This window comes from Microbacterium sp. K41 (assembly GCF_004794395.1).
Lineage (GTDB): Bacteria > Actinomycetota > Actinomycetes > Actinomycetales > Microbacteriaceae > Microbacterium > Microbacterium sufflavum.
The window spans coordinates 1-1,360 of the sequence record NZ_SSDO01000309.1; the positions used below are offsets into that span (position 1 = coordinate 1).

2 protein-coding genes are annotated in these 1,360 nt (G+C 72.1%); both read right to left on the reverse strand.

The features are described from left to right. The coding region (locus DW309_RS20125; RefSeq protein WP_275090393.1) for a DUF2510 domain-containing protein at positions 1–336 on the reverse strand (336 nt) is incomplete at its 3' end. A gap of 31 nt (positions 337–367) precedes the next feature. Next, positions 368–1,360, reverse strand: a 993-nt coding sequence (locus tag DW309_RS09110) for a DUF4352 domain-containing protein (protein ID WP_136045187.1), incomplete at its 5' end; no start/stop codon positions are given.

The window sequence follows — 1,360 nt, forward strand, 5'->3', positions numbered from 1 at the left end:
CGGGGCCGCGGTGGCTCCGGACCCCGAGGCTGCGGCGTACGGGGTGAACGGCGAGGACGGCGGCACGAACGGTTCGAAGGCCGCCTGGACCGGGGTGGCTGCGAGCGGGACCGGGGGCGTCGGCACCGGGGGCGTCGGCACCGCGGGCGTCGGCATCGCGGGTGCGGGCTCGGTCCCCGCGGTGGAGGCGGGAGGCTGCGGTACGCCCGACGACGCCGGGATCTCGGGAGTGGTGGGATGCGGGTCGATGCTGCGGACGTGCGCGGTCCACTGCTGGCCGTCCCACCACCGCAGGCTGCCGGAGCCGTCGTCGTACCAGCCCTCGGGTGTCGTCATGAGCGGTGCCTCTGTCTTCTTCGGGCGACGTTCAGCGCGCGGTGGCTTCCACGGTCACGCGGGCGACCTCCTGGAACAGCTCGTCGCTGACGATCACGACGTACGATCCGCTCTGGGCGACATCGAACGACACGGTGCCCTGCGTGGTCTCACCCGCCGGGAGTTCACTCGATTCGAGCGTGGCATCGCCGAAGATGTCGTAGTCGCCCTCGGCACCCTCCGCGGTCTCGACCGAGAAGTACAGCGGGTTCACATAGGTCGTGCCCTCGAGCGTCTCCCATGTGAGGTCGATCACCAGGTAGCCGCCGTTGGTCGCCTCGAAGTCCGAGCCGTTGGTGGTGCCCCAGGTGGCGGACGTGATCGTCAGCTCCGCGCTGCCGGACATCTGCGTCACGGTGATCGGATCGCCGAGGCTGCCCTCGACGACCGTGCCGGAGCCGGTGCCGTCGTCCGTTCCGGAATCCGTGCCGGAGTCGCTCGTCCCCGTGTCGGAGCCGTCGTCGGGCAGCGAGTCGGAGCGGTCGACCTGGCTGGCGACGGCACCGAGGAAGAACACGAAGCTCATGATCGCGGCGATGATCGCGCCGAGCACCGAGACGCCCAGGCCCGTGATGCCCGGCCACTTCTTGCCCTTCAGGAACAGGGAGATGAGCGACACGATGAAGCCCGCGCCGAGGAACAGCCACGAGAAGACGACCGTGAACGGCGTGAAGGCGAGGAGCAGGCCGAGGGCGGCGAGACCGAGGCCGACGAGGCCCAGCACGGAGATCTTCGCCGGCGCCGGGGCTGCCGCGGCGTAAGCCGGAGCGCCGGGGTAGCCGCCGCCCTGAGCGGGATACGTCTGCGCGGTGGGGTAGGCCGCCTGTCCGGGGTAGCCGCCCTGGCCCGCAGCCTGCGCGGCGGGGGAGTACTGCCCGGGGTAGCCGCCCCGCGGAGAGGCGGCCAGTCCGGCGGGAGGCTGCACTCCGGTCGGAGGCGGCGTGACCGTCCCGGCCGCCGTGGCTCCGGGCGCAGACCAGTCGGC